An 18,161-nucleotide genomic window follows, 5' to 3' on the forward strand; every position below is an offset into this window, starting at 1 on the left:
ACCGTACCGTCCCAACAGTGAGCAACCGGGCCCCCGGCAGTTGCAGTTGAAGTTGCTGTTGCTGTTGCTGTTGCAATGGCTCCCGCCTCGGCCATGCGCAGCATAAAAAACCCCTACACCACCTCAAAACAAGCGCGCACCGGCGCAAAGCTGCGGCGGTGCTGCGGGCAGGGCCCGTGACTGCGCAGTGCCGCCAGATGCGCCGGCGTCCCATAGCCCTTGTGCTGATCGAACCCGTATTCCGGGTGCTCCTCGTGCAACGCCAGCATGAAACGATCGCGCGTCACCTTGGCCAGAATCGACGCCGCCATGATCGCCCGGTCCAGCGCGTCCCCGCCCACCAGCGCCTGCGCCGGACAGGGCAGCCCCTTCGGCACCACGTTCCCGTCGATCCGCGCGAACTGCGCCACGTGCGACACCCCCTCCACCGCACGCCGCATCCCCAGCATCGTCGCCTGGTAGATGTTCAGCGCATCGATCTCGCCCACCTCCACCATCACCACGTGGAAGGCCAGCGCCCGGTCCTGGATTTTGTCGAACAACTGGTCACGACGCAGCGCCGTCAACTGCTTGGAATCGTCCAGCCCGTTCAACCGCGGCCGGTCCGGGCAGAACACCACCGCCGCCACCGCCACCGGCCCGGCCAGCGGACCGCGACCCGCCTCGTCCACCCCGGCCACGTAACGCGGTGCCACCGTGGCCAGCGCCGCCCCGTCGAACAGCGCCATCGACGCCGTCGCCGCGTGCCGCCGGCTCATGCCGTCGCCTTGCGCGCCAGCAGCTCGGCCACCGCATCGGCCGCACGCGCCGACGCATCCTGGCGCAGTTGCAGGTGCAGCTGCTGGTAGGTGTCCTGCAGGTCGATCGCGCGCTGCGGATGATCGAACCACTGCAGAATCGCCGCGGCCAGCTTGTCCGGCACGCAGTCGTGCTGGATCAACTCCGGCGCCAGGTCCTTGCCCGCCAGAATGTTCGGCAACGCGAACCGGTCCACCTTGATCAGCCCCAGCGCCTTCACGATCCGGTACGTCAGCTCGGCCACGCGGTAGCCCACCACCATCGGCCGCTTCACCAGCATCGTTTCCAATGTCGCCGTGCCCGACGCCAGCACCACCACGTCGGCGGCGATCATCGCGTTGCGTGCATCACCATCGAGCAGGTGCGAATAGGCCACCGGCAACGCCGAGCGCGACAACTGCTCGCTGATCAACTGGCGGCAGGCCGGGTTGGCCGCCGGTACCACCACGTGCAGGCCCGGAATCCGCTCGGACACCTGCCAGGCGGCTTCGAAGAAGGGTTCACCCAGCTTGCCGATCTCGCCCAGCCGGCTGCCCGGCAGCACGGCCAGCACCTTTGCATTCGACGGCAGGCCCAACGCCATGCGCGCCTGGTCACGGTCGCTGTGCAGCGGAATATCGTCGGCCATCGGGTGACCCACGAAGCGCGCATCGATGCCGTGCTTTGCGTAGATCGGCGGTTCCATCGGGAACAGGCACAGCACCAGGTCGGCGCTGGCCCCGATCTTCTCAGCGCGCTTTTCGCGCCAGGCCCACACCGACGGGCTCACGTAGTGCACCGTGGTGATGCCGCGTTCCTTCAGCCAGCGCTCCACGCCCAGATTGAAATCGGGGGCGTCGATGCCGATGAAGACATCCGGCTGCCAGTCGAGTGCACGGCGACGGAACTCGCCGCGCAGTTTCAGCAGCCGGGGCAGGTGGCGCAGGATCTCGGTCAGGCCCATCACCGCCAGCTCGCTGGCGTCGAACCAGGTCTGGCAGCCGGCGCTGCGCATCGCGTCACCGCCGATGCCGGCGAACTCGGCATGCGGGAAGCGCGCCTTCAGCTCGCGCACCAGCCCGGCACCGAGCAGGTCGCCGGAGGCCTCGCCGGCCACCAGCGCGATCCGCACCGGCCGGTTCGAGGTTGCCGACAGGGCCGCGTTGTCCAACGCGCCCATCACCGCCGCCAGTTCGATGACCTGGGCGGTGGTGCCCGCTGGAGTGTGCCCGCCAGAGGCCGTCATCGCAGCAGTGGCCTCTCGGCGTGCTCGATGAAGTCCAGCAGGTCCTTGACGTCGGCACTGTGCGCGGCCTGTTCGGCCAGCTGCACCTTGGCTTCGGCCAGCGGCAGCCCGGCCACGTACAGGGTGCGGTAGGCGCGCTTGATGCTGGCGATGCGCTCGGCATCGAAACCACGACGCTTCAGCCCTTCGCTGTTGATGCCGCGCGGGCGACCGAGCGAGTCGCTGCCCACCATGGTGAACGGCGGCACGTCGCCATTGGTCAGCGCGCCCATGCCCAGGAAGGCGTGCGCGCCGATCCGGCAGAACTGGTGCGCGCCGGCGAAGCCGCTGATGATCACGTAGTCGCCCACGCTCACGTGGCCGGCCAGCGTGGTGTTGTTGGAGAACACGCAATGGCTGCCGACGTGGCAGTCGTGGGCCACGTGGGTGTAGGCCAGCATCCAGTTGTCGTCGCCGACGGTGGTGATGCCGCCGCCGCCTTCGGTGCCGCGGTTGATGGTGACGAACTCGCGGATGACGTTGCCGTCGCCGATCACCAGTTCGGTGCGTTCGGCGCGGTACTTCTTGTCCTGCGGTTCGCCGCCGATCGCGGCATGGCCGATGAAACGGTTGTTGCGGCCGATGCGGGTCGGGCCGTGGATCGAGCAGTGCGGACCGATCACGGTGCCGGCGCCGATCTCGACATCGGCACCGATCAGGGTGAAGGCGCCGACCTGGACGTCGTCGGCCAGGCGCGCGCCTTCCTCGATCACTGCCGTGGGATGGATCCGTGGTGCGTTGTCAGTCATTCCTGCCTCCGTGGTGGCTCAGCCCTTGGCGCCGGCGCACATGACTTCCGCGCTGGCCACGACTTCGCCGTTGACCCGGGCTTCGCCGTAGTACCAGCCCATGTTGCGGATCAGGCGCTTCATCTGCACATGCAGCATGAGCACGTCGCCGGGAACCACCTGCTTGTTGAAACGGGCGTTTTCGACCTTGACCATGTAGAACAGCTTGGACTGCGCGTCACGCCCCAGGGTCAACTGGGTCATCACGCCACCGGCCTGGGCCAGCGCTTCGATGATCAGCACGCCGGGCATGATCGGGCGACCCGGGAAGTGACCCTGGAAGTACGGTTCGTTGTAGCTGACGTTCTTCTGGCACACGATCTGCTTGGTCTCGACGTCGAGTTCGACGACCCTGTCCACCAGCAGGAACGGGTAGCGGTGGGGGATCAGCTCCTGGATCTGGGTGATGTCGATCGGGAGCTGCAGCGTGTCGTTCATTCTTTCTCCTTGCCAGCAGCCAGGACCCGACGTGCGAGGGCGTCCAGCTGCTTGAAGCGCGCGGCGTTCTTGCGCCACGTGCGGTTGTCGGTCAATGGGGTGCCGGAGGAGTACTCACCCGGCTCGTGGATGGAGTTGCGCACCACCGACTTGCCGGTGATGACGACCTTGTCGCAGATTTCGAGGTGGCCGACCACGCCCACATGCCCGCCGAGCAGGCAGTAGCGGCCGATCTTGGCGCTGCCGGCGATGCCGGTGCAGCCAGCGATGGCCGAATGGGCGCCGATCTGGACGTTGTGGGCGATCTGCACCAGGTTGTCCAGGCGCACGTCCTCGTCGAGGATGGTGTCTTCCAGGGCGCCGCGGTCGACGCAGGTGTTGGCGCCGATCTCGCAGTCGTCGCCGATGCGTACGCCGCCCAGCTGCGGCACCTTGATCCACTTGCCGGCATCCATGGCCAGGCCGAAGCCGTCGGCGCCCAGCACGGCGCCGGGATGGATGCGCACGCGCTTGCCAAGCTTGACGCGGGTGACCAGGGTGACGCGGGCGATCAGTTCGCAGCCGCTGTCCAGGGTGCAGTTCTCACCGATGATGCTGCCGGTGCCGATGATGCAGTTCTCGCCCACGACGCTGCCGGCGCCGATGCTGACGAACGGGCCGATGTGGGCACTGGCGGCGACCTGGGCGGTCGGGTCGATGACGGCGCTGGGATGGATGCCGGGCGGTCGCGCGGGGGCAATGTCGAACAGCGCACCGATCTTGGCGAAGGTGGTGTACGGGTCCTTGGCGATCAGGGCGCTGCCGGGGGCAGCCTCGGCGTCCTCGGCGCGCAGCACCACGATGCCGGCCTGGCTGTCGGCCAGTTGGGCCCGGTAGCGCGGGTTGGCAAGGAAGGTGAGCTGGCCGGGGCCGGCATGGGCAAGCGTGGCCACGCCATGGATGGCGGTGCTGCCGTCGCCATGGACCTGCAGGCCGAACTGCTCGGCGAGTTGCTGGGCGGTGTAGGTAGGAGTATTCACGGCGGAAGTTTACCGTGTGGCGCAGGTTCGGTCATGCGGGGTGGGGCCTTGCCTACCGGCGGGCTATCGGTTTCTGCCCAGACAGTGGGTCGCAAGCGCGGCGGTAGTGCCGGCCGCTGGCCGGCTCCGCGCGGTGGTTGAAGGGCCGTGCCGACCAACGGTCGGCAGCGACCGGCGCGTCGGATCGGCTTTCCGTGGAGCCGGCCAGCGGCCGGCACTACCGCTGTCAGGCGGATCGGCCACGCCGCCGGTCGTGCCGGCCGCTGGCCGGCTCCCCAGCAGGTCCGATCCCACGCGACGGTAGGTGCCGACCGTTGGTCGGCACGGAATTCCCACCATCCCGCGCAGCCGGCCAATGGCCGATACCCCACAAACGAAAACGCCGGGCAAAGCCCGGCGTCTCGTAGCGCATCTGGTGGAAAGGCCCCCTTCTGTTAAGGGGGCCGCGCCAACGGCGCGGGGGATAGGAAGCATCGTGGGCCCAAGGTTTGCAACGCAAACCTTGGGCAATTTAGCTTCGTCGGTCAGAACTGACCGCCGAAGGTAAATTGCAGACGCTCGATCTCGTCGCCGTCTTCCTTCTTCAACGGGAACGCATAGCTGATCGAGATCGGGCCGACCGGCGCGCGCCACAGCAGGGCCACACCGGTGGATACGCGCAGTTCGTTGGCCTTGAAGTTCTTGCTGCCGTCGTACACGTTGCCGAAGTCCACGAAGGCCGAGATGCGGGCCGACGGGCTGTCGAACAGGCGCGGGAAGTAGGCTTCGATCGAGCCGACGGTCTTCACCGAACCACCCAGCGGCTGGCCGTTGTAGTAGCCGTTGTTCGGCTCCGAGCGCGGACCGAGCGTGTTGTCCTCGAAGCCGCGCACCGAGTTGGTACCGCCGGCGTAGAAGTTCTCGTAGAACGGCAGGCCGGTGGCGGTGACGGTCTTCACGTAATCGGCCGAGGCGGAGTTGCAGTCCACCGTCTGGGTCGGATTCGGGTTGGCCGCGGTCGGTGCGGTGTAGCAGAGGTCGCGGGTGATGTCCTTGCCATAGCTGTCGCCGTAGCCGATTTCGGCACGGGTGTTGATGACCAGCGACGGGATGATCGGCCAGTACTTGGAGAACTGGTAGTTCAGCTTGTAGTACTCGATCGTCGAGCCCGGCAGGGTGGTTTCCAGGCCGATACGCTGGTAGGTACCGCGGGTCGGCATGAAGTAATCGTTGCGGGTATCGCGGGCCCAGCCCAGTTCGGTGCGCCAGGAGTGGAACGTCTTGGTGCCGATGGCATCGATGTAATCGATGATCGACTGCGGCGTCGAGCCCTGGTAGGTGTTGATCTGGTTGCTGTCGATACCGACCATCAGCGAGACCGTGTCGTTCTCGGTGATCGGCACGCCGAACACCATCTGCGCCGAACGGTTGGTGCTGTTGTACTGGGCGGTGTTGAAGTCGGAGTAATCCAGTTCGCGCCAGGACAGGTTGTAGCCCAGCGACACGCCGTCATCGGTGAAGTACGGGTTGGTGTAGCTGAAGCCGTAACGCTGCAGGTAGCTGCTGCGCGACGCTTCAACCGACACGCGGTTGCCGCCGCCGAGGAAGTTGTTCTGCGACAGCTGCACCGAGGTGGTCATGCCGTAGGACTGCGAATAGCCCAGGCCGAACACGAAGCTGCCCGACGTGGTTTCCTTGACGTTGTAGACCACGTCGACCTGGTCGTTGCTGCCGGTGACCGGCGGGGTCTCGACGTCGACCGATTCGAAGTAGCCCAGGCGCTGCAGGCGGATCTTGGAACGATCGATCGCGGCCTGCGAGTACCAGCTGTTCTCGAACTGGCGCATTTCACGACGCAGCACTTCGTCGGAGGTGCGGGTGTTGCCCTTGAAGGTGATGCGACGCACCTGCACGCGCGGGCCCGGCACGACCTGCATGTTGATCGCCACGGTACGGTCGGCGCGGTTGCTGGTCGGGATCGGGTTCACCTTGGCGAAGGCGTAACCGATGTTGGACAGCGAGTTGGTGATCGCGTCCGAGCTGAATTCCAGCAGCGCACGCGAGAACGTGTCGCCGGACTTCTGGATCACCATGCGCTCGACATCTTCCTGCGGCAGGATGGTGTCGCCGGTGACCTTGATGTCGGAGATCTTGTACTGCTCACCTTCGGTCACGCCGGCGGTGATGAACATGTCGCGCTTGTCGGGGCTGATCGAGACCTGGGTGGAATCGATGCTGAAGTCCACGTAGCCGCGGTCCAGGTACCAGGAATTAAGCTTTTCCAGGTCGCCGGACAGTTTTTCCTTGGAGTACTGGTCATCGCGGCGGTACCACGAGGCCCAGTTGTGCTCCTTGGACTCCCAGGTTTCCAGGATGTCTTCGGAGGCGAATTTCTCGGTGCCCACCAGGTTCACGTGCTGGATCTTGGCGGCCTTGCCTTCCTTGATCGCGATGGTGATGTCCACGCGATTGCGGTCCAGCGGGCTCACCGTGGGGGTGATGTCCACGTTGTATTTGCCGCGGTCGTTGTACTGGCGGCGAAGTTCCTGGGTCACGCGGTCCAGGCTCAGGCGGTCGAAGGTGCCGCCCTCGGTCAGGCCGATGTCGCTCAGGCCCTTGAGCAGCTGGTCGCTCTTGATGTCCTTGTTGCCGGTGACGGTCAACTTGTTGATCGCCGGGCGCTCTTTGACCGTGACCACCAGGATGTCGCCCTGGCGATCCAGCTGCACGTCTTCGAAGAAGCCGGTCTTGTACAGCGCACGGATGCTCTCGCCGACCTTGTTGTCGGTCAGGGTTTCGCCACGTTCCACCGGCAGGTAGGTGAACACGGTACCGGAGGTGATGCGCTGCAGACCATCGACACGGATGTCGCTGACGGTGAAGGGCTCGGCTGCCTGGGCCAGGGCGGGCGCGCCGAAACCGGCGGCGAGTGCAAGGGCAAGCAGGCGGCGATTGGGGAGTCGCGTCATGTCACGTCCGGTTGGAGTCGAATGCAATGTTGCGGGATGCCGGCGCATAAGACGACGACAAAAGGGAAAAAGTTCATCGCGCGGCCAGGCCGAGGATGTCGTTGTAGAACGCCAACCCCATCAGCCCGGCCAGCAGCGCCAGCCCGACGTACTGGCCGGCAGCCATGGCGCGCTCGCTCAGCGGGCTGCCCTTGACCAACTCAATAAGGTAATACAGCAGGTGCCCGCCGTCCAAGATGGGGATGGGCAACAGGTTGATGATGCACAGGCTCAGCGACAGCAGGGCCAGGAAGAACAGGAACCAGTCCAGCCCCCGCTGGGCGGACACATTGGCCACGCGGGCAATGGTGACCGGGCCGGAAATGTTCTGCAGCGAGGCGTTGCCGGTGACGATCCGGCGCATCATGCCCAGCGAATCACCGGCCATGCGGGCGGTTTCACGCAGGGCCACCGGCAGTGCCGCAAGGGGCCCGTACTTGAGTTCGGCGTCGTAGGCCGGGGCGCTGGACTGGGCAAAGCCGATCCCGATCTGCCAGGTGGGCTGGCCACGGCCGTCCTTGCCCTGGCGCGGGGTGATTTCCAGGGCCAGGCGTTCGCCGCCGCGCAGCACTTCGATCATGCCCGGGCCGCCGCGCTTGCCCAGGGTGTGGATTTCGGTGAACACCTGGTCGATGGCGTCGATGCGCTGGCCGTCCACGGCCACGATCAGGTCGCCCGGCAGCAGCACGCCCTGGGCGGCCGAGTCGGGCACGACTTTTTCAACCAGCGCCGGCTGCAGCCAGAACTGCCAGGTCAGCCCGGCCAGCACCGGCACCCGGCGCTCGTCGAAGCCTTGCGGCAGCTGTGACAGCGGCAGCACCCGGGTCTGTACCCGGTCCTGCGCGTCGAGCACTTCCAGGCGGGCGTCGTGGCGGTCCATGGCGGCGGTGGTCAGCGCCATGCTGGCCTGACCGGCGGTGACCACGCTGCGCGCGTCCACGCTGATCAGCCGGTCGCCCGACTGCAGCCCGGCGGCCTGGGCCATGCCGCTGGTGCGGCCGATGGTGGGGGAGTAGTCCTGTTTGCCGAGCACGAACATCGCCCACAACAGGGCGATGCACAGCAGCAGGTTGGCGGCCGGGCCGGCGGCCACGATCACGATGCGCTGCCACACGCTCTTGTGGTTGAAGGCCTGGTCACGCTCGTGCGGATGCACCTCGACTTCGCGCTCGTCGAGCATCTTCACGTAGCCGCCGAGCGGGATGGCCGCGATGGCGAACTCGGTGCCGGCGCGGTTGCGCCGCATCCACAGCGGGCGGCCGAAGCCGACCGAGAACCGCAGTACCTTCACCCCACAGCGGCGCGCCACCCAGTAGTGGCCGAATTCATGGAACGTCACCAGCACGCCGAGGCTGACGATCATCCACCAGACAGATCCGATGAATTCACCCATGGTGGACAGCACTGGAGAGAGGCGGGAAGGGCATTCAGGCGTGGTCGATGGCGGCTTGGGTGATCAGGCGGGCACGCTGGTCGGCAGCCAGCAGGACCGCCAGTGTATCGGCGGACTCGACCGACAGTGTTGACAGAGCGTTAGCCACCAGCGCCGGAATGGCAAGGAAAGCGACTTTTCCCTGAAGAAATGCTGAAACAGCCACTTCATTGGCAGCATTGAGGATCGCCGGCGCGGTACCGCCGGCCGCCATGGCCTGCCAGGCCAGGCCCAGGCAGGGGAAGGCGTCGGTGTCGGGCGCCTCGAAATCCAGCCGTCCCTGGGTCAGCAGGTCCAGCCCGCCGACCCCGGATTCGATCCGCTGCGGCCAGCCCAGGCCCACGGCCAGGGTGGTGCGCATGTCCGGCAGGCCCATCTGGGCGAGGGTGGAGCCGTCGACGAATTCGACCAGCGAATGCACCAGGCTCTGCGGGTGCACCAGCACCTCGATGCGCTCGCCCGGGACGCCGAACAGGTGGTGGGCCTCGATGACTTCAAGGCCCTTGTTCATCAACGTCGCCGAATCGACCGAGATCTTCGGCCCCATCGACCACTTCGGGTGCGCCACGGCCTGCGCCGGGGTGACCTCGCCCAGTTCGGCGCGGCTGCGCCCACGGAAGGGGCCGCCCGAGGCGGTCAGCAGGATCCGGCGGACGCCGGCGCCCTCCAGGCTGGCATCGCGCGAGCGCAGGCACTGGAAGATCGCGCTGTGTTCGCTGTCGATCGGGATGATCTCGGCCCCGGCGGCGTCGGCCTGGCGCATCAACAGCTCGCCGGCCAGCACCAGCGACTCCTTGTTGGCCAGCAGGATGCGCTTGCCGGCCGTGGCGGCGGCCAGGGTCGAGGACAGCCCGGCGGCGCCGACGATGGCGGCGACCAGGGTGTCGCATTCGGCACTGGCGGCGAGCTGGTCCAGCGCGGCTGCGCCGGCGTGGGCCTGGGTAGGCAGCCCGGCGTCGCGCAGACCGTCACGCAACGCGGCGAACAGGGTGTCGTCGGCGATCACGGCATGGTCGGGTTGATGCTGCACGCACAGCGCCACCAGCGCCTCCACCTGCCGCCCGGCCGCCAGCACGCTGGCGCGGTAGCGGTCAGGATGACGCGCGATCACATCCAGCGCCGATGCGCCGATCGAGCCGGTGGCGCCGAACACGGCGACCCGGCGGGGAGCGGTAACGCTGACCATGTTCAGAATCCGAAGATTTCCTTGCCCAGTGCGAACACGGGCAGGGCGGCAAGCACGCCGTCGATGCGATCCAGCACGCCACCGTGGCCGGGAATGATGTGGCCCGAGTCCTTGGCGCCGGCGTGGCGCTTGATCAGGCTCTCGTACAGGTCACCCAGCACCGAGGCGAACACGGTCACCACGGCGGTGATGATCAGGCCCAGCACGTGGGCGTTGTCGATGCCGGCCATGTAGCCAAAGCCCAGCGCGACCGCCAGCCCGGCCACCATGCCGCCGCCCAGACCTTCCCAGGTCTTGTTGGGGCTGATCCGCGGGGCCAGCTTGGTGCGGCCGAAGGTGCGGCCGGCGAAGTAGGCGCCCGAATCGGCCGCCCAGACCACGGCCAGTGCCGTCAGCAGCCACAGGTGGCCGTTGCTGCCGCTGGCATGGATGAGCACCAGCGAGGCCCACGCCGGCACGATGGCCAGGGTGCCGGCCAGCAGTTTCAGCGCACGCGCCGGGCTGCTCGGGCTGGCGCCGAAGGTGAAGAAGCGCAGCCACAGCAGCGCCATCAGCCACCAGACGATACCGACCAGCGCGGCGATCTGGTACAGCACCAGCGAGCCGTCGCCGGCCCACACCATCAGCACCATCAGCAGCAGGTTCAGCACCAGCAGCACGGTGCGGGCGAGGGTGTCGTCCACGTCGGCCAGCTTCAGCCATTCCCACAGGCCGATCAGGAACACGGCGGCGGCAGCTGCGGCCAGCCATTGGGTCGGCAGCAGTAGGATGGCCGCGATGGCGACCGGCGCCATGATCAGCGCGGCGATGACTCGGGTCTTGGTCATGGGGTGGACGTCTCGGTGGCCAGGGCGGCGATCTGGGCGCTGGTCAGGCCGAAGCGGCGTTCACGGGCGGCATAGGCGTCCAGCGCCTGCTGCAGGACGGCGGCGTCGAACTCGGGCCACAGCACGTCGGTGAACCACAATTCGGTATACGCCAGCTGCCACAGCAGGAAATTGCTGATGCGGGTGTCGCCGCCGGTGCGGATGAACAGGTCCGGTGGCGGCAGGTCGGCCAGGGCGACCCGGCTGGACAGCATCGCTTCGTCGATCTGTTCGGGCAGCAGGCGGCCGGCGGCCACCTCTGCGGCCAGTTCGCGCGCCGCGCGGGCGATGTCCTGGCGGCCGCCATAGCTGGCGGCGATGTTCAGGGTCATCGCGCGGTTGTCGGCGGTGCGCTGTTCGGCCAGCTGCATGCGGCTGACCAGCCCGGCGCCGAAGCGCTCGCGTTCGCCGATGAAACGCACGCGCACGCCACGCCGATGCAGCTCGTCCACTTCACGGTCGAGCGCATTGAGGAACAGTTTCATCAGCGCGTCGACCTCGTCGGTTGGCCGGCCCCAGTTCTCACTGGAGAAGGCAAACAGGGTCAACGCGGCGATGCCGCGTTCCAGGCAGAAATCGATGGTGCGGTTGACCGCGCGCGCGCCGGCGCGATGGCCGATCAGGCGCGGGCGGCGTCGCTTCTGCGCCCACCGCCCGTTGCCATCCATGATGATGGCAACGTGGCGCGGGATGGCCGCAGGGGTGCTGGAGGTCGGGGCCTGGGACATGGGGCTCAGACCGACATCAGTTCCTTTTCTTTTTCGGCCACGACACTATCGACGTCCTTGATCGACTTGTCGGTCAACTTCTGGATGTCGTCTTCGCCGCGCTTCTTGTCGTCTTCGCTGATCGCCTTGTCCTTGATCAGGGTGGCGATGGCCTTGTTGGCGTCCTGGCGGATGTTGCGGATGGCGATCTTGGCGCCTTCGCCTTCCTTCTGCACCTGCTTGCCCAGCTCCTTGCGGCGCTCTTCGGTCGGCGGCGGCAGGTTGAGGCGGATCACAGTGCCGGCCACGTTGGGGGTCAGGCCGAGGTCGGAGGCGTAGATGGCCTTCTCGACGTCCTTGATCATGCCCTTGTCGAACAGGGTGATGACCAGGGAATGGCCTTCGGACACGCTGATCGAGGCGACCTGGTTCAGCGGGGTGTCGGTGCCGTAAGCCTTGACCGTGATGCGGTCCAGCAGCGCCGGCGAGGCGCGGCCGGTGCGGATGGAGGTCAGGGTGTGCTTCAGAGCATCGATGCTCTTGGCCATGCGCGTCTGCGCGTCCTGCTTGATATCGTTGAGCATCGCCCGAATCCTGGATGTAGCTGGTAATCGGACGATTATAGGCGAATAAGGGGGCAGCCCGCCTTATCGGGGCCGGCCGTTGGCCGACGCCCGCAGGTACCTGCACCCGGCAGGCGCGGCGACAGGCCGGCTGCCGGGATGACTACGTCGTTCAGGCAGCCTGGTCGCGACCGCGCACCAGGGTGCCAATGTTGTCGCCGTGCAGGATCTTCAGCAGTTCGCCCGGCTGGCCCATGTCGAACACGCGCAGCGGCAGGTCGCTGTCGCGCGCCAGGGCGAAGGCGGCGGTGTCCATCACTTCCAGGCCGCGGCGGATCACTTCGTCGTAGGTCAGGCTGTCGAAGCGGACCGCATCGCTGTACTTGTTGGGGTCCTTGTCGTACACGCCGTCGACCTTGGTGGCCTTCAGCAGCAGGTCCGCGCCGATCTCGATGGCGCGCAGGGCAGCGCCGGAATCGGTGGTGAAGAACGGGCTGCCGACGCCGGCCGCGAAGATCACCAGCCGGCCCTTCTCCAGGTGGCGGATGGCGCGGCGGCGGATGTAGTCCTCGCACACGTCGTTGATCTTGATGGCGCTCATCACGCGCGCCTTGGCGCCGAGCTTTTCCAGTGCGTCCTGCATGGCCAGCGCGTTGATCACGGTGGCCAGCATGCCCATCTGGTCGCCGGTGACGCGGTCCATGCCGCCGGCCGCCAGGCCGGCGCCGCGGAAGATGTTGCCGCCGCCGATGACCAGGGCCACTTCCGCGCCGGCCTGCTGGGCTTCGATGACCTCACGGGCCAGGCGGTTGATGACCTTGGGGTCGATGCCGTAGTCCTCGTCTCCCATCAGCGCCTCCCCGGAAACTTTCAGCAGGATGCGGCGATAGGCAAGACTGGACATGGTGACCTCTGGATGCGTGGAAAACGCGGGAATTCTACTGGAAGCCGGCTCTGCCCGTGCGTTTATTTTGCTGCGCTGCGGCGCAGGCCCGGGGCCCGTCCCTCGCGGGTAGGGGCGTCCGGTTCACGCCGGCGCCGTCCCCGGAGAGCGCGCGATGACACGGTTGCGGCCCAGGTTCTTGGAGCGGTAAAGCACGTCGTCGGCGGCCTTCAGCAGGTCCTGAACATCGGCGAAACGCTCGTAGCCGCCCTGGGTGGCGACGCCGGCCGAGAAGGTCACGAACAGGGGGCCGTCGGGCACCTCGGCCATCGGCGTATTGACGATGTTGGCCAGCACCCGGCGGACCACCTCCAGTGCAACCAGTTCGGTGGTGTTGGGCAGCAGGGCGATGAATTCCTCGCCGCCGAAGCGGGCCACGGTATCGCTGGTGCGCAGCTGCTCCTGCAGCTTGCCGGCGAACACGCGCAGTACCTGGTCGCCCATCAGGTGGCCGTGGGCGTCGTTGATCTTCTTGAAGTCATCCAGGTCGATGAAGGCCACCGACAGGGGCCAGCCGTGGCGGGTGGCACGCAGGAATTCCTGTTCCAGCACCGCCTCCAGCTGGCGCCGGTTGAGTACGCCGGTCAGTGCGTCGCGGTGGGCCTGTTCGGCCAACCGGTTGGCGCGCGCTTCGAACTCGTCGGCGCGCTGGCGGGCCTGGGCGGCATCCTGCATTTCGCGCAGGTTGCGCAGGGTCGCCAGTTCCTGGGCGTGGTCGATCAGCTGCTGCACGCGCGAGGGCGACAGCAACGGCGTCTCGAACAGGGCGCTGATGTCGGGCAGGGAGTCGCTGATGCGGGCCAGCACCTGGTCGAACTGGGCACTGTCCAGCTGCAGCGTTTCGTGGACCAGGTGCAGGGCGTGCTCGCGCGCGGCGTCGGCGTCGGCGCTGAGCCAGATGTCGGCGACGGCACCGGACAGGGCCACGCAGGTCTGGAAGTTGTCTTCGGCCGCGGCAGGCGATTCGCTGCGGGCGATGCTGTCCACCAGGTAGCGCGGCAGGTCCCACTGCTCGGCCATCAGGGCGCCGACGTCGGCATGGGTGCACTGCAGGTGTTCACGCTCAAGCGCCACCAGCGCGTCGTTGTCCGCGGCCTGGCGCAGCAGCGGCAGGTAGGTGTCGGGCTGGGCCTGGGCCAGCACCAGGATGCCGAGGTCCTGCAGCAGGCCGGCCAGCATCAGTTCTTCGGCCTTGCGCAGGCCGCGCGCCTGGCCCAGCAGGCTGGCGGCCAGGGCGCTGAGAATGCTGCGCCGCCACGCACGTTCGCGCAGGTCCTGGCCGTCGCCGGGCGCGGTGAGGCCCTGGGTGACGGTGAAGCCGAGGGCGAGGCTGACGGTGGCATTCAAGCCGAGCATGGTCAGTGCCTGGCCAAGGTTTTCGATGCGGCGGCGGCTGGCATACAGCGGCGAGTTGGCGATGCGCAGCATGCGCGCGCTCAGCGCCATGTCGATGGCGATGATGTCGGCGGCGGTGGTGATGTCCGCTTCCGGGTCCTGGGCCAGTTCGATGATGCGCAGGGCAATACCGGGCGGCGAGGGCAGGTTGCGGCAGAGCGCCAGGGCGGCTGTCAGCTCGGGAGGCATGGCATGACTGATGGTGTGTTGGGGCAAGAATACATGGAGTGCGTCACAGATTTTGGCGTTGATACTTGCGTTGGTGGGTCGATTGGCGTCGGCACTGCGTTTGCCGATGCGCCACGTACTGCAAAACCAACGGGCAGATCGCGGCGGGCGGGGTCATCGCGCCCTTGGTAACACATTCCCCGGCGCAGGGGGAGGGGCGCTACCATTCGCGCTCCCTTTGCATGGATGACGCACGACATGGCCGTAAAGACGTTGCAGGAGTTTTTGTCCACCACCCAGGAGAAGGATGTCAGCGCGGATGCGTTCGAGCTGGAAAGCCCGCACATGCTGGAGGTCCGGGTGGATGGGATGGTCTGGGCAAAGGCCGGTTCGATGGTGGCGCGCAAGGGCGGGGTGAAGTTCACCCGGCAGGGGCTGCTGGAGCAGGGGCTGGGCACGCTGCTGAAGAAGATGGTGACTGGCGAGGGTCTGCAGTTGATGAAGGTGGAGGGCCAGGGGCGGGTGTACCTGGCCGACGCGGGCAAGGAGGTGACGTTGCTGCGGCTGGCGGGGGAGTCGATTTTCGTGAACGGCAATGATGTGCTGGCCTTCGAGACGGGGATCGCGTCGAAGATCACGATGATGAAGAAGGTGGCGGGGATGCTGTCGGGCGGTCTGTTCAACATTCAGTTGAGCGGGCACGGGATCGTGGCGATGACGTCGCACTACGAGCCGATGACGCTGCCGGTGAACGCGCAGACGGGTCCGGTGTTCACCGATCCGAACGCGACGGTGGCCTGGTCGGGGTCGCTGGTGCCGGAGATCGTGGCGGACATTTCGTTGGGCACGCTGGTGGGGCGCGGGTCGGGCGAGAGCCTGCAGATGCGGTTTGCCGGCGAGGGCTGGGTGGTGGTGCAGCCGTACGAGGAAGTGTCGTTCCAGTCCAAGGGGTGAGGGTGGGTTGATGGTTGTGCGCTGGCGCGCGGCTTTTTTACGGCGACGTCAAGGTCAACTGCAACTGCAACTGCAACTGCAACTGCGGCGCCGCGGTGCTGGGGGCTGGGTCGGTGCGGGTGGGTTGGCGGGACACGCCGTGAATCCATCCCTGGAGGCTCGTGGGCGCCATCCATGGCGCCCAACGGTCCCGCCAACCCACCCGCACCAACCCCCGACAGAGTGCGGGTGCGTTGGGAGGGCAGCAGCCGGCGGCCAGTGGGGTGTCGGTTTGCTGATGGTTGGTGGCTGGTTAGTGGCCGGCAGTTGGCCGGCCGGCGTGCGGTTAGATGGGTGGGTAGGTAGGGGATTTGGGGGTAGAGCCGACCGTTGGTCGGCTGCTCCAAACCACCCAATACCCACCCCAAATAAAAAACCATCCAACCCATCCAGCCCATCCAAACAAACCAACCGTACCCACCAAGCCCCAATCAACAGCAAAAACACAGCCCCGCTGTTCCCCATCCATCCGTTAGCGAAACAACGTCGGGGCTGGCAGGCTTACCCCCTGCCGGGACCGTTGGGCGCCATGGATGGCGCCCACGAGCCCCCAGGGATGGGTTCACGGCGTGTCCCGGCAGGGGGTAAGCCTGCCAGCCTGCACGGAACCGCAAACAGCAAGGAAACCAGCTCTGCGCTTTTGCCCTACGCTTTACGCTTCGAAAAAAAACAACCACCCACAAAAAAACCCGACCGAAGCCGGGTTTTTTCGTAGAAGCAGATCAACCCGCCATCACCGAAGCGACAGCGTAGTGGATCAGGCCAGACCAGCCTGCTTCATCACTTCGGCGGCGTAGTCTTCCACCACCTTCTCGATGCCTTCGCCAACGGCCAGGCGCTTGAAGCCCACCACGTCCGCGCCGGCAGCCTTCAGCACCTGCTCGACCGACTGGTTGGTGTCCAGCACGTACGGCTGGCCGTACAGCGTCACTTCGTTCACGATCTTGGCGATCTTGCCGCTGATGATCTTTTCCAGGATGTCGGCCGGCTTGGACTTGTCCTTGTCGGTCATCTTGGCCAGCTCGATTTCCTTCTCCTTCGCAACGAACTCGGCCGGCACATCGGCCGCCTTGTTGTGCGGCGGGTTCATCGCAGCCACGTGCATGGCCAAGCCACGGGCCAGCTCGGCGTCGCCGCCGGCCAGTTCCACCAGCACGCCGATGCGGCCGCCGTGCACGTAGGCAGCAACGTTGTTGGTCGATTCCAGACGCACGATGCGACGCACGTCGACCTTCTCGCCGACCTTGGCAATCACCGCGGCGCGGGCTTCTTCGATCGTCTCACCGGTCGGCAGCTTGGCGGCCTTCAGTGCGTCGATGTCGGCAGCACCGGAGCTCAGCGCGGTAGCGCCGACAGCCTTGGTGAAGTCCAGGAAGTTGCTGTCCTTGGCGACGAAGTCGGTTTCCGAGTTGACTTCCACCAGCACGGCCTTGTTGCCGTCCTGTGCAGCCACGATGATGCCTTCGGCAGCCACGCGGTCAGCCTTCTTGTCGGCCTTGGCCAGGCCGGACTTGCGCAGCCATTCGGCCGAGGCGTCGATGTTGCCGCCGTTTTCGACGAGTGCCTTCTTGCACTCCATCATGCCGGCGCCAGTGCGCTCGCGCAGTTCCTTGACCAGGGAAGCAGTGATTTCCACGGGATTTCCTCACGAAAGAAAGGGGTTGGGCCGGCATGGTGGCCGGCCCGTGTGACAGTGTCCTGTCGTCGCGCCATCGGCAGCGGACAGGAACGGTGGGCGCGTGGCGCCCACCGTGGGCCTGGATCAGGCCTGGGCTTCGCCAGCCGCCGGAGCGTCGGCAGCCGGAGCTTCAGCGGCCGGAGCGGCAGCAGCCTTCTTGGCCGGAGCGCGGCGGGCCGGCTTGGCTTCTTCGCCAGCAGCGGCTTCGCTGAACTCTTCTTCGCGGACGGTGGCAGCGTGCGGCGCAGCAGCCTTGCCTTCCAGCACGGCGTCGGCAGCGGCGCGGGCGTACAGCTGCACGGCACGGATGGCGTCGTCGTTGCCCGGGATCGCGTAGTCGACCAGTTCCGGGTTGTAGTTGGTATCAACCACGGCGATCACCGGGATGCCGAGCTTCTTGGCTTCCTTGATGGCGATGTCTTCGTGGCCGATATCGATGACGAAGATCGCGTCGGGCAGACGGTTCATGTCCTTGATGCCGCCCAGCGAGGCTTCCAGCTTGTCGCGCTCGCGACGCAGGCCCAGCACTTCGTGCTTGACCAGCTTCTCGAAGCTGCCGTCGGTTTCGCCGGCTTCCAGTTCCTTCAGGCGGGCAACCGACTGCTTCACGGTACGGAAGTTGGTCAGGGTGCCGCCCAGCCAACGCTGGTTCATGAAGGGCATGCCGCAACGCTCGGCTTCTTCACGGATCGACTCGCGGGCGCTGCGCTTGGTGCCCAGGAACAGGATGGTGCCGCGCTTCTGCGCAACGCTGGAAATGAAGTTCATCGCGTCATTGAAGAGCGGAACGGTCTTTTCCAGGTTGATGATGTGGATCTTGCCGCGGGCGCCGAAGATGTACTGGCCCATCTTGGGGTTCCAGTAACGGGTCTGGTGGCCGAAGTGGACGCCGGCTTCCAGCATCTGACGCATGGTGACCTGAGGCATTGCAGTAAC

16 protein-coding genes are annotated in these 18,161 nt (G+C 66.5%); 1 reads left to right on the top strand and 15 read right to left on the bottom strand.

The genetic code is table 11. The features are described 5' to 3' along the window. Positions 1 to 113: 113 nt before the first annotated feature. From rnhB to AC6CHL_RS09275, 13 genes are all read right to left on the bottom strand, one after another. Complete coding sequence (rnhB, locus tag AC6CHL_RS09215) at positions 114 to 758, bottom strand: ribonuclease HII (RefSeq protein WP_498294217.1); 645 nt, start codon at positions 756 to 758, stop codon at positions 114 to 116. Then, on the bottom strand, positions 755 to 1,957 hold the full coding sequence (gene lpxB, locus AC6CHL_RS09220) for a lipid-A-disaccharide synthase (protein WP_498294368.1): 1,203 nt from the start codon (positions 1,955 to 1,957) through the stop codon (positions 755 to 757). The genes rnhB and lpxB overlap by 4 nt, the downstream gene beginning before the upstream one ends. Before the next feature lie 62 nt (positions 1,958 to 2,019). Beyond that, positions 2,020 to 2,811, bottom strand: a complete 792-nt coding sequence (gene lpxA / locus AC6CHL_RS09225; RefSeq protein WP_038689477.1) for an acyl-ACP--UDP-N-acetylglucosamine O-acyltransferase — start codon at positions 2,809 to 2,811, stop codon at positions 2,020 to 2,022. Between the two features lie 18 nt (positions 2,812 to 2,829). Continuing rightward, positions 2,830 to 3,288: a 3-hydroxyacyl-ACP dehydratase FabZ gene (gene fabZ / locus AC6CHL_RS09230; protein WP_038689474.1), complete on the bottom strand. Its 459-nt coding sequence runs from the start codon at positions 3,286 to 3,288 to the stop codon at positions 2,830 to 2,832. After that, entirely contained in the window at positions 3,285 to 4,307 is a 1,023-nt protein-coding gene (lpxD, locus tag AC6CHL_RS09235) for a UDP-3-O-(3-hydroxymyristoyl)glucosamine N-acyltransferase (RefSeq protein ID WP_447592688.1), read from the bottom strand. Before lpxD ends, fabZ begins: the two co-directional genes overlap by 4 nt. Before the next feature lie 524 nt (positions 4,308 to 4,831). Then, a complete protein-coding gene (gene bamA, locus AC6CHL_RS09240; protein ID WP_498294218.1) occupies positions 4,832 to 7,255 on the bottom strand; it encodes an outer membrane protein assembly factor BamA in 2,424 nt (807 codons plus the stop codon). Positions 7,256 to 7,328: 73 nt separating this feature from the next. Then, entirely contained in the window at positions 7,329 to 8,687 is a 1,359-nt protein-coding gene (gene rseP, locus AC6CHL_RS09245) for an RIP metalloprotease RseP (protein WP_498294219.1), read from the bottom strand. A gap of 34 nt (positions 8,688 to 8,721) precedes the next feature. Continuing rightward, positions 8,722 to 9,912 carry a 1-deoxy-D-xylulose-5-phosphate reductoisomerase gene (gene dxr, locus AC6CHL_RS09250; protein WP_498294220.1) on the bottom strand — a complete coding sequence of 397 codons (1,191 nt, stop codon included), beginning with the start codon at positions 9,910 to 9,912 and terminating at the stop codon, positions 8,722 to 8,724. Positions 9,913 to 9,914: 2 nt separating this feature from the next. After that, entirely contained in the window at positions 9,915 to 10,739 is an 825-nt protein-coding gene (locus AC6CHL_RS09255) for a phosphatidate cytidylyltransferase (RefSeq protein ID WP_498294221.1), read from the bottom strand. Beyond that, positions 10,736 to 11,506 (bottom strand): polyprenyl diphosphate synthase, encoded by a 771-nt coding sequence (gene uppS, locus AC6CHL_RS09260; RefSeq protein ID WP_038689463.1) that lies wholly within the window; start codon positions 11,504 to 11,506, stop codon positions 10,736 to 10,738. The genes AC6CHL_RS09255 and uppS overlap by 4 nt, the downstream gene beginning before the upstream one ends. 5 nt (positions 11,507 to 11,511) lie before the next feature. Then, a complete protein-coding gene (gene frr, locus AC6CHL_RS09265; protein ID WP_038689461.1) occupies positions 11,512 to 12,069 on the bottom strand; it encodes a ribosome recycling factor in 558 nt (185 codons plus the stop codon). A 151-nt stretch (positions 12,070 to 12,220) separates the two neighbouring features. Next, positions 12,221 to 12,952 carry a UMP kinase gene (pyrH, locus tag AC6CHL_RS09270; protein WP_038689459.1) on the bottom strand — a complete coding sequence of 244 codons (732 nt, stop codon included), beginning with the start codon at positions 12,950 to 12,952 and terminating at the stop codon, positions 12,221 to 12,223. Positions 12,953 to 13,075: 123 nt separating this feature from the next. Beyond that, positions 13,076 to 14,575 carry a GGDEF domain-containing protein gene (locus AC6CHL_RS09275; RefSeq protein ID WP_498294222.1) on the bottom strand — a complete coding sequence of 500 codons (1,500 nt, stop codon included), beginning with the start codon at positions 14,573 to 14,575 and terminating at the stop codon, positions 13,076 to 13,078. Positions 14,576 to 14,812: 237 nt separating this feature from the next. Here AC6CHL_RS09275 and AC6CHL_RS09280 point away from each other — a divergent pair, with 237 nt between their 5' ends. Further along, complete coding sequence (locus AC6CHL_RS09280) at positions 14,813 to 15,508, top strand: AIM24 family protein (RefSeq protein ID WP_498294223.1); 696 nt, start codon at positions 14,813 to 14,815, stop codon at positions 15,506 to 15,508. A gap of 796 nt (positions 15,509 to 16,304) precedes the next feature. On the opposite strand, the gene tsf is transcribed toward AC6CHL_RS09280, so the two are convergent. Both tsf and rpsB read right to left on the bottom strand, forming a co-directional pair. Further along, complete coding sequence (gene tsf / locus AC6CHL_RS09285; RefSeq protein WP_038689454.1) at positions 16,305 to 17,183, bottom strand: translation elongation factor Ts; 879 nt, start codon at positions 17,181 to 17,183, stop codon at positions 16,305 to 16,307. 126 nt (positions 17,184 to 17,309) lie between these two features. Further along, positions 17,310 to 18,152 carry a 30S ribosomal protein S2 gene (rpsB, locus tag AC6CHL_RS09290; protein WP_038689452.1) on the bottom strand — a complete coding sequence of 281 codons (843 nt, stop codon included), beginning with the start codon at positions 18,150 to 18,152 and terminating at the stop codon, positions 17,310 to 17,312. Between the last annotated feature and the right edge of the window lie 9 nt (positions 18,153 to 18,161).

This window comes from Stenotrophomonas sp. GQ19 (assembly GCF_059758695.1).

What these genes read in the sequence shown, in the direction of transcription:
- AC6CHL_RS09255 (WP_498294221.1), bottom strand. Translation starts at nt 10,739, where the DNA reads ATGACCAAGACCCGAGTCATCGCCGCGCTGATCATGGCGCCGGTCGCC.
- lpxB (WP_498294368.1), bottom strand. Translation starts at nt 1,957, where the DNA reads ATGGGCGCGTTGGACAACGCGGCCCTGTCGGCAACCTCGAACCGGCCG.
- rseP (WP_498294219.1), bottom strand. Translation starts at nt 8,687, where the DNA reads ATGGGTGAATTCATCGGATCTGTCTGGTGGATGATCGTCAGCCTCGGC.
- pyrH (WP_038689459.1), bottom strand. Translation starts at nt 12,952, where the DNA reads ATGTCCAGTCTTGCCTATCGCCGCATCCTGCTGAAAGTTTCCGGGGAG.
- fabZ (WP_038689474.1), bottom strand. Translation starts at nt 3,288, where the DNA reads ATGAACGACACGCTGCAGCTCCCGATCGACATCACCCAGATCCAGGAG.
- AC6CHL_RS09275 (WP_498294222.1), bottom strand. Translation starts at nt 14,575, where the DNA reads ATGCCTCCCGAGCTGACAGCCGCCCTGGCGCTCTGCCGCAACCTGCCC.
- bamA (WP_498294218.1), bottom strand. Translation starts at nt 7,255, where the DNA reads ATGACGCGACTCCCCAATCGCCGCCTGCTTGCCCTTGCACTCGCCGCC.
- AC6CHL_RS09280 (WP_498294223.1), top strand. Translation starts at nt 14,813, where the DNA reads ATGGCCGTAAAGACGTTGCAGGAGTTTTTGTCCACCACCCAGGAGAAG.
- rnhB (WP_498294217.1), bottom strand. Translation starts at nt 758, where the DNA reads ATGAGCCGGCGGCACGCGGCGACGGCGTCGATGGCGCTGTTCGACGGG.
- uppS (WP_038689463.1), bottom strand. Translation starts at nt 11,506, where the DNA reads ATGTCCCAGGCCCCGACCTCCAGCACCCCTGCGGCCATCCCGCGCCAC.
- lpxA (WP_038689477.1), bottom strand. Translation starts at nt 2,811, where the DNA reads ATGACTGACAACGCACCACGGATCCATCCCACGGCAGTGATCGAGGAA.
- dxr (WP_498294220.1), bottom strand. Translation starts at nt 9,912, where the DNA reads ATGGTCAGCGTTACCGCTCCCCGCCGGGTCGCCGTGTTCGGCGCCACC.
- frr (WP_038689461.1), bottom strand. Translation starts at nt 12,069, where the DNA reads ATGCTCAACGATATCAAGCAGGACGCGCAGACGCGCATGGCCAAGAGC.
- rpsB (WP_038689452.1), bottom strand. Translation starts at nt 18,152, where the DNA reads ATGCCTCAGGTCACCATGCGTCAGATGCTGGAAGCCGGCGTCCACTTC.